Here is a 7,762-nt window from a genome sequence, read left to right on the forward strand (position 1 = left end):
AGGTCGGGAATGACTAACCAATGGGGCCGCGAGCGGGCCGAACCGGTGGCCGTCGGTCCACCGCGGCGCCGGATGACGCGCGCGGAGCGGATCCGGGCGGCGCGCAGCCGGCGCAAGCGCCGGCTGGCCGGTGGTCTGGCCGTCGGCCTGCTCATCATGGTCGTGATCGGCGCGGTGTTCCTCGGCTCCAAGATGTGGCATTCGCTGTTCGGCGGTAACGACTTCACCGGCAGCGGCGTCACCGACGTCGTGATCCAGGTGCACGACGGTGACTCCACCACTGCGATCGGCAAGACGCTCAAGGAGCACAACATCGTCGCGACCGCCAGCGCGTTCGTCGACGCGGCCGACGGCAACGACGCGATCTCGGCGATCCAGCCGGGCTACTACAAGCTGCGCACCGAGATCCCGGCCGCCAATGCCGTTGAGCGGCTGTCGGATCCGAAGAACCGCGTCGGTAAGCTGACGATCCCCGAGGGCCGCCAGCTCGACGATGTGCGCGACGTGAAGACCAACGCCGTCACCGAAGGCATCCTCACCCTGATCTCGAGGGCGACGTGTGTGGACCTCGACGGCCAGCGGCATTGCGTGTCCGCGGATGCGTTGAAGAACGTGGCCGCAAAGGCGACACCGGCGTCGCTGGGAGTCGCCGACTGGGCGGTCGGCCCCGTCGAGGCGATGGGGGACGACCACCGCCGGCTCGAGGGGTTGATCGCGGCGGGGACGTGGAACATCGACCCGTCCGCGCAGCCGCAGGAGATCCTGGCCAACCTGGTCTCCACCAGCGCAGCGCAATACGCCAACGGCGGCCTGCTCGAGACGGCCGCCGCCATGGACATGTCGCCGTATCAGATCCTGACGGTCGGCTCGCTGGTACAGCGCGAGTCGACGCCCGAGGACTTCTCGAAGGTGGCGCGGGTCATTTACAACCGATTGGCCGAGAACCGCACGCTCGAGTTCGATTCCACGGTGAACTATCCGCTCGACCGCATCGAGGTGGCAACCACCGACGCCGACCGGGCCCAGCACAACGACTGGAACACCTATGTGCGGCCCGGGCTTCCGGCGACCCCGATCTGCTCGCCGAGCACGGCCGCGCTGGCCGCCGCCGAGGATCCGGCGCCGGGCGACTGGTTGTACTTCGTCACCATCGACATGAAGGGGACGACGCTGTTCACCCGGGATTATCAACAGCATCTCGCGAACATCGAGCTCGCCCGGCGCAACGGTGTGCTCGACTCCGCACGGTGAGCCGTAAGGCGGCGGTGCTCGGATCGCCGATCGCCCATTCCCGGTCTCCGCAGCTACACCTGGCGGCGTATCGGGCGCTCGGCCTGGACGATTGGACTTACGAGCGCATCGAGTGCACGGCCGAGCAGCTGCCCGGGCTGGTCACCGGTTTCGGCCCGGAGTGGGTGGGCGTATCGGTGACGATGCCGGGCAAGTTCGCGGCGCTCGCGGTGGCCGAGGAACGCACCACCCGTGCGGAACTCGTCGGTTCGGCCAACACGCTCGTGCGCATCGAGACCGGGTGGCGCGCCGACAACACCGACATCGACGGCGTGACGGGTGCTCTGGAGGGCGTTGCGGTGACCCACGGCATCGTGGTCGGCTCCGGCGGTACGGCGCCCGCGGTGGTGGTCGGGCTGGCCGAACTCGGAGTGCAGCGCATCACCGTCGCCGCCCGCAATCCGGACAAGGCCGCACCGCTGGTGGACCTGGCGACGCGGCTGGGCGCCGACGGCCGGTGGTGCGACATCGACGGCGCCGAGATCGGCGCGACGGTCGCCGACGCGGACCTGATGGTCAACACCATTCCCGCCGACGCGGCCGCGGTCTACGCATCGGTCTTCGCGCGGATCCCGGTGCTGCTCGACGCCATCTACGACCCGTGGCCGACACCGTTGGCCGCCGCGGTGCAGGATGCGGGCGGCCGGGTGATCAGCGGACTGCAGATGCTGTTGAACCAGGCGTACGCCCAGGTCGAGCAATTCACCGGAATGCCAGCGCCCAAAGATGCGATGAGGGCGGCGCTGGATCCCGGTTAGCCTTTCGTAGGTGGGGGGAGTGGCCTGCGCCGCAGTGCTGGCGTGGCTGATGGCGTTGAGCGCATTCGACATCCGACAGCGTCGGCTGCCGAACTGGCTGACACTGCCGGGCGCACTCGCGATCCTGATTTTCGCGCTTGTCGTGGGCCGTGGGTTGGTGGCCGTGACGGGTGCCCTGGTCTTGTTCGCCGTCTACCTGGCGGTGCATCTCTTGGCCCCCACGGCGATGGGCGCCGGTGATGTCAAGCTCGCGATCGGCATCGGCGCGTTGACCGGTTCGTTCGGTGTCGACGCGTGGACGCTCTCCGCGCTCGGCGCCCCGCTGGTAACGGGGGCGTGGGCCGTTGGCGCCATGCTGTGCCGATCGAATAACCCTGTACCGCATGGACTGTCGATGTGCCTGGCCGCGGCCGCGGCGACCGCGCTCGTGGTGATCTAGTGGCAGGGGAACCCGAGCAGGTGGCGGGCGTCGTGCACGAACTCGTGAATGTGGGTGTCGGATCCGAAGATCGACGTCGCGCCCTGGTCGAGGCCGACGAGATACAGCATCAGCAACGCCATGAACGCCGTCCCGGTCAGCCACGCCGTCGCAACCAGTCCGCGGGCTTCGACCCGGGCGGCGGTCGCGTCAGTCATGGCTGTCTCCGGTCATCCGGGCGGGCGCGGTCAGCAGATGGTGATCGTGAATCACCTTCTCCAGGGCGCTGACCCAGTGGTCGTAGTACTCCCAGTCGCCTCGCTCGGCCTGCGGTGTGTCCTCCCACCGACCGATCGTCTCGATCAGGCTCTGCTGGAAGTCGCTCCAGTCGAAGTGGCGGAACTCCGACAACGCCAGCGCCAGGCCGAAGGCGCGGCGCTGCCAGTCGTGATCGAACTGCGGGGCGGCCTGGTCGGTGGTGCAGGTCTCGTGCAGGCTCATGAGACCGGTCCCGCCAGTGCGACGCCCATCATGGATTCGGTCGTGACCAGTTCCATCAACTCCTCGTCGGTGAATTGCTCGGTGCCGGACGGCCGTTCGGGAATCACGAACCAGCGGGAGTGCCCGCTGCTGTCCCAGACCTTGATCTCGGTGTCCTCGGGCAGCTGGACACCGATCTCGGCGAGAACCTTGCGCGGCTCGCGCGCCGCGCGGGCGCGGAACACCGGATCCTTGTACCAGTACGGCGGCAGACCGAGCACCGGCCAGGGGAAACACGAGCACAGCGTGCAGATGACGAGATTGTGCACGCCGGGGGAGTTGGCGACCGCCTGCAGGTGCTCACCCTCGGCACCGGCCATGCCCTCGGGCAGGTCCAGCTCCGCGATCGCAGCGGGCGTGTCGACCACGACGCGGGCCGCGAAATCCGGGTCGGTCCAGGCTTTCACGACGATCTTGCGGCCGTTGAGCGGTGTCATCTCCGATTCGAAGTACGACAGCACCTTGTCGACCGTCTGATTGGTGATCACACCCTTCTCGATCAACAGCGACTCCAGCGCAGCGACTTTCGCGGCGCTGGACGCCTCGCGGTCGTCGGGGTAGTGGAACTGTTCGCTCATCGGGCTCCTTCCAGGTAGGCCTCGAACAACTCGGCGTAGATCGTCAGCGGGCCGCCCTCGGCGCGCTCGCCGAACAGCTCCTGCGGATCGAACGCGACGATGTAGATCGGCATCGGATCCCCGATGCCGTCGCCGGTGTGCGTGAAATAGGCGTAGTCGCCCTCGAAGATGCGTTCCACGGTGCCCACGCGGCCGCGGAGGTAACCCGGCAGGCGGGTATGCGCGGCAGCGGGCACGTTGGTGATCCGCACGGAGTCGCCGACGGCGAACTTCGGATGTGCGACGTCGCGGCGGGGGCTGTCACCCCTGCGCAGATAATCGACGACCTGGTCGTCGATCTCCGGCACCGGATCGACCGCGGTGGCGCTCTCGGTCGCCAATTCCTCCTTGCGCGCGGCCAATTCGTTCTCGGTCACATAACCCTTGTCGATGAAGAACTGTGTGATGCCGCCGAGCCACTTCTCGTAATAGCGGAACTTGAAGTAGTCGAACGGGTTCATCGCCTCGGCGCCGGTACGCAGATCGGCCCACGTCCACTCGTCCTTGAACGCGGTGGGCACTTGGTCGATGGGGTACTGCGGAAGTGCCGAACCGAGGTGGTTCGACAGCCCCATCATCGCGACGTGGATTCCGAAGATGCGTTTCTCCCACTCTTCGACGAACACGCGCTTCTCGAAATCGAGCGGTTCCGGCAGCCCCTCGAGGCCACCGAGATAGTGCTGCAGTTTCATTACGCGGGGCTGCCTTTCGTGGTCGGGGAACTCTCCGGACTCGCCTTGGCCGGGTCGGTCTCGCGGGTCAACACCTTCGCGACGAATTCGGACAACAGTCCGAACGACGCCCCCAGCACGCACGCCATCGCCGCGACGAGGCCCGGATGCGATATCGACGTCACGGTGATCGCATTGCCCGTACCGGCCACCGTGGAGACGGTGCTCGCGAACCCGACCACCACCGCCGGTGTCGTCGACAGCAGCGGAACCCAGGACGCCTGCACCATCACCGCGCTGCCGATGCCGACGGCGACCGCGATCGCCAACAGGCTGCCGCCCAACAGATGTCCGGCATACAGGCTGGCCGACGCGATCACGACGCCGGCCAGATTGCTCGTCAGCGACCGCACCCAGCCGCCGACTCCGCCACCGACGAAGAAGAACGAGGCCCACGTCAGGAAGACCACCCAGATCGGGACCGTGATCACTTCCGCGGTGAGCGCCACCGCGAGTCCGCCGAGCATACCGATGCTCAGCGTCAATGCCGATCTTGAATCCATGGAGAGACTCTGAGGCCGAAGTGTTTCCGCGGTGTGACGGCCATGTTTGATTCATGACAACGTCGGACACCGCCGCGGCATGAGCGCCCACTCGGCGACTGGCTATTGCATACCCAGAGTATGTTAGTACATACTGCGAGTATGCAAAATAACTCTCATGACCTGAAGGCCCTTTCCGAGCGGTACTTCGCTGCGTGGGCCGCCCGCGACCCCGACGCGATCGCCGACCTGCACACCACCGACACGCGGTTCTGGACCCACCTGGACGCCGAGCCCGCCGTCGGTCGCGATGCCGCGCGAGACGCGTTCGCGGGTGTCTTCCAACAGTTCCCGGACTTCGCGTTCGAGATCAACCGGGTGCTCTACGGCGACGCCCATTGGGTGCTCGACTGGGTGTTGATCGATGGCGACGTCCGATTCGACTGCCTCGACGTGGTCGTGGTGTCACCCGAGGGCCTGGTCGCCCGCAAGGACTCGTTCATCGACTCCGCACAGATGATGGCCGCGATCGGGGGCCGCTCGTGACCGCGGCGATCGACCAATTGCCGCTCGTGGCGGCCCTGCCCGTGGAGCACCTGTTCGACATGCACGTCGATCTGCTTCCGGCGCAACCGATCCCGACCACCACGGGCACGCGGATGACGTTCATAGCGACCGGGGGCACGGTCGACGGACCGCGGCTTCGCGGTGAGCTGCTGCCGGGCGGCGGCGACTGGCTGTTGGTCGGTGACGACGGGTACGGCCGGGTCGACGTCCGCGTCACGCTGCGTACGCACGACGGCGTGCTCATCCACGTCGAGAGCGCGGGCGTCATCAAGGTCCCCGCCGACGGCCTCGACCGGTTGGCGCGAGGAGAGGTGCTCGACTTCGACGAGACCTACGTGCGTACCACGCCGAGGTTCGCCACGTCCGACGAGCGGTACGCGTGGCTCGGCGGCGTCGTCGCGGTGGGCTACAACATTCTCTCGCCCAACCACGTCGACTACCGCGTCTACCGAGTGCTGTGAACCAGAGCGCGAGAGCCGCGAGGCGGACCCAGGCGGAGCGGACGGAGGCGACGACCGCCGCACTCGTCGAGGCCGCGCGCGCGTTGTTCGCCGATGACGGGTACGAGGCGACCTCGCTGGACGCGGTAGCGGCCCGGGCCCAGGTGACCAAGGGCGCGGTCTATCACCATTTCGAGGGAAAGCGCCGCCTGTTCGAGGCCGTGTTCACCCGCGAGGTCGAGCGGATGGCGGTGCCGCTGGCCGAGGCGTACCAGCGTGCGTACGCGCGCAAGAAGGATCCGTGGGACGCGTTCGGCGCCGGGTGCCGGGCCTTCCTCGACGAGTGCCTCGACCCCGGGGTGCAGCGGATCGTGCTGCTCGACGGGTTCACCGCGCTCGGCTGGGAGGAGATGCGCCGCCTGGAGACCCCGCTGCTCGACATGATGGAGCTCGCCATCACCCGCGCCGTCGAAGCGGGCCGAATCGCCAAGCGCCCACCCGGGCCGCTGGCGCATTTCCTGTTCGGCGCCCTCTGCGAGGCCGCGATGATCGTCGCGCGTGCGGGGGACCAGAGGTCGGCGCACCGCCACGCCGCGGCCGAGCTCGGCCGGGTTCTGGCGGGCCTGGTCGTCGGCTGATTCGGGGCCAGACGGCCGACGTGGGAAGATGGGACGCGTGTTGCGATGGACCACTGCTGGTGAATCCCACGGCCGCGCCCTGGTGGCCGTGGTCGAAGGCATGGTCGCGGGCGTGCACGTCACCTCGGACGACATCGCCGGGCAGCTGGCGCGTCGACGTCTCGGGTACGGCCGCGGCGCCCGGATGAAGTTCGAGCAAGACCAGGTCACGATGCTGGCGGGCGTTCGGCACGGCGTCACGCTCGGTGGCCCGATCGCGGTCGAGATCGGCAACACCGAGTGGCCCAAGTGGGAGACGGTGATGGCCCCGGATCCGGTCGATCCCGCCGAGCTGGCCGAGAGCGCGCGTAACGCGCCGCTGACCCGCCCCCGCCCCGGCCACGCCGACTACGCGGGCATGCTCAAGTACGGCTTCGACGACGCGCGCCCCGTGCTCGAGCGCGCCAGCGCCCGCGAGACCGCGGCCCGCGTCGCCGCCGGCACCATCGCCCGCGCTTTCCTCAAGGAGGCCCTGGGCGTCGAGGTGTTGTCCCACGTCATCTCCATCGGGGCGTCCGATCCGTACGACGGCCCGCCGCCGCAGGCCGGCGACCTCGCCGCAATCGACGCCAGCCCGGTGCGTGCGTTCGACAAGGACGCCGAGAAGTCGATGATCGACGAGATCGAGGCGGCCAAGAAGGACGGCGACACGCTCGGCGGCGTCGTCGAGGTGGTGGCCAACGGCCTCCCGATCGGGCTGGGCTCCTTCACCAGCGGCGACAACCGGCTCGACAGCCAACTCGCCGCGGCGGTGATGGGCATCCAGGCCATCAAGGGCGTCGAGATCGGCGACGGCTTCACGACCGCACGCCGCCGCGGCAGCGCCGCGCACGACGAGATGTATCCCGGCCCGGACGGCGTCATGCGCTCGACCAACCGTGCGGGCGGCCTCGAAGGCGGCATGACCAACGGCCAGCCGCTGCGGGTGCGCGCCGCGATGAAACCGATCTCCACCGTGCCGCGGGCGCTGGCCACGGTCGACATGGTCACCGGCGAAGAGGCCGTCGCGATCCATCAGCGCTCGGACGTGTGTGCGGTACCCGCCGCGGGCGTGGTGGTGGAGACCATGGTGGCGCTGGTGCTGGCGCGCGCGGCGCTGCAGAAGTTCGGCGGCGACTCGTTGACCGAGACGCGCGCCAACATCGACAACTATCTGCGGGCGGTGGCCGCGCGCGAGCCCGCCACGCAACGGGTCCAGGCTTCGGGCTGATGGCGCCGCGCGCAGTGCTGGTGGGGCTGCCC

The 7,762-nt window shown here is 68.4% G+C and carries 12 protein-coding genes; 7 read left to right on the top strand and 5 right to left on the bottom strand.

Features of this window, described 5'->3' with window-relative positions; genetic code table 11:
- Positions 1-9: 9 nt before the first annotated feature.
- From A5698_RS24105 to A5698_RS24115, 3 genes are read left to right on the top strand one after another with little or no spacing between them, the layout of a single operon-like run.
- Positions 10-1,251: an endolytic transglycosylase MltG gene (locus tag A5698_RS24105; RefSeq protein WP_068302137.1), complete on the top strand. Its 1,242-nt coding sequence runs from the start codon at positions 10-12 to the stop codon at positions 1,249-1,251.
- The gene (locus A5698_RS24110) at positions 1,248-2,048 is read left to right on the top strand and encodes a shikimate dehydrogenase (RefSeq protein ID WP_068302140.1); all 801 of its coding nucleotides are present in this window, start codon (positions 1,248-1,250) and stop codon (positions 2,046-2,048) included. Before A5698_RS24105 ends, A5698_RS24110 begins: the two co-directional genes overlap by 4 nt.
- A gap of 10 nt (positions 2,049-2,058) precedes the next feature.
- On the top strand, positions 2,059-2,487 hold the full coding sequence (locus A5698_RS24115) for a prepilin peptidase (protein WP_286144618.1): 429 nt from the start codon (positions 2,059-2,061) through the stop codon (positions 2,485-2,487).
- Here the strand turns inward: A5698_RS24115 and A5698_RS24120 are convergent.
- From A5698_RS24120 to A5698_RS24140, 5 genes are read right to left on the bottom strand one after another with little or no spacing between them, the layout of a single operon-like run.
- Positions 2,484-2,684 carry a CbtB domain-containing protein gene (locus A5698_RS24120; RefSeq protein ID WP_068302148.1) on the bottom strand — a complete coding sequence of 67 codons (201 nt, stop codon included), beginning with the start codon at positions 2,682-2,684 and terminating at the stop codon, positions 2,484-2,486. The genes A5698_RS24115 and A5698_RS24120 overlap by 4 nt on opposite strands.
- A complete protein-coding gene (locus A5698_RS24125) occupies positions 2,677-2,967 on the bottom strand; it encodes a nitrile hydratase accessory protein (RefSeq protein ID WP_068302152.1) in 291 nt (96 codons plus the stop codon). Before A5698_RS24125 ends, A5698_RS24120 begins: the two co-directional genes overlap by 8 nt.
- Entirely contained in the window at positions 2,964-3,584 is a 621-nt protein-coding gene (gene nthA / locus A5698_RS24130; RefSeq protein WP_068302157.1) for a nitrile hydratase subunit alpha, read from the bottom strand. The genes A5698_RS24125 and nthA overlap by 4 nt, the downstream gene beginning before the upstream one ends.
- Entirely contained in the window at positions 3,581-4,315 is a 735-nt protein-coding gene (gene nthB, locus A5698_RS24135) for a nitrile hydratase subunit beta (protein ID WP_068302161.1), read from the bottom strand. Before nthB ends, nthA begins: the two co-directional genes overlap by 4 nt.
- Positions 4,315-4,857, bottom strand: a complete 543-nt coding sequence (locus A5698_RS24140; protein ID WP_068302163.1) for a DUF1097 domain-containing protein — start codon at positions 4,855-4,857, stop codon at positions 4,315-4,317. The genes nthB and A5698_RS24140 overlap by 1 nt, the downstream gene beginning before the upstream one ends.
- A gap of 141 nt (positions 4,858-4,998) precedes the next feature.
- Between A5698_RS24140 and A5698_RS24145 the strand changes: the two genes are divergently transcribed.
- Genes A5698_RS24145 through aroC form a run of 4 tightly spaced genes read left to right on the top strand, consistent with a single transcriptional unit; the run spans position 4,999 to position 7,730 of the window.
- Positions 4,999-5,382, top strand: a complete 384-nt coding sequence (locus tag A5698_RS24145; RefSeq protein WP_068302167.1) for a nuclear transport factor 2 family protein — start codon at positions 4,999-5,001, stop codon at positions 5,380-5,382.
- A complete protein-coding gene (locus tag A5698_RS24150; RefSeq protein ID WP_068302169.1) occupies positions 5,379-5,864 on the top strand; it encodes a DUF3237 domain-containing protein in 486 nt (161 codons plus the stop codon). The genes A5698_RS24145 and A5698_RS24150 overlap by 4 nt, the downstream gene beginning before the upstream one ends.
- Positions 5,861-6,481, top strand: a complete 621-nt coding sequence (locus A5698_RS24155; protein WP_068302171.1) for a TetR/AcrR family transcriptional regulator — start codon at positions 5,861-5,863, stop codon at positions 6,479-6,481. The genes A5698_RS24150 and A5698_RS24155 overlap by 4 nt, the downstream gene beginning before the upstream one ends.
- 37 nt (positions 6,482-6,518) lie before the next feature.
- Positions 6,519-7,730, top strand: a complete 1,212-nt coding sequence (aroC, locus tag A5698_RS24160) for a chorismate synthase (protein ID WP_068302178.1) — start codon at positions 6,519-6,521, stop codon at positions 7,728-7,730.
- Positions 7,731-7,762 lie beyond the last annotated feature (32 nt).

The sequence above is a fragment of the Mycobacterium sp. E136 genome (genome assembly GCF_001666865.1).
GTDB lineage: Bacteria > Actinomycetota > Actinomycetes > Mycobacteriales > Mycobacteriaceae > Mycobacterium.

Bases quoted from the DNA above. Each gene is read 5' to 3' on its own strand.
- A5698_RS24105 (WP_068302137.1), top strand. From the start codon at position 10: ATGACTAACCAATGGGGCCGCGAGCGGGCCGAACCGGTGGCCGTCGGT.
- A5698_RS24120 (WP_068302148.1), bottom strand. From the start codon at position 2,684: ATGACTGACGCGACCGCCGCCCGGGTCGAAGCCCGCGGACTGGTTGCG.
- A5698_RS24125 (WP_068302152.1), bottom strand. From the start codon at position 2,967: ATGAGCCTGCACGAGACCTGCACCACCGACCAGGCCGCCCCGCAGTTC.
- nthA (WP_068302157.1), bottom strand. From the start codon at position 3,584: ATGAGCGAACAGTTCCACTACCCCGACGACCGCGAGGCGTCCAGCGCC.
- nthB (WP_068302161.1), bottom strand. From the start codon at position 4,315: ATGAAACTGCAGCACTATCTCGGTGGCCTCGAGGGGCTGCCGGAACCG.
- A5698_RS24140 (WP_068302163.1), bottom strand. From the start codon at position 4,857: ATGGATTCAAGATCGGCATTGACGCTGAGCATCGGTATGCTCGGCGGA.
- A5698_RS24145 (WP_068302167.1), top strand. From the start codon at position 4,999: ATGCAAAATAACTCTCATGACCTGAAGGCCCTTTCCGAGCGGTACTTC.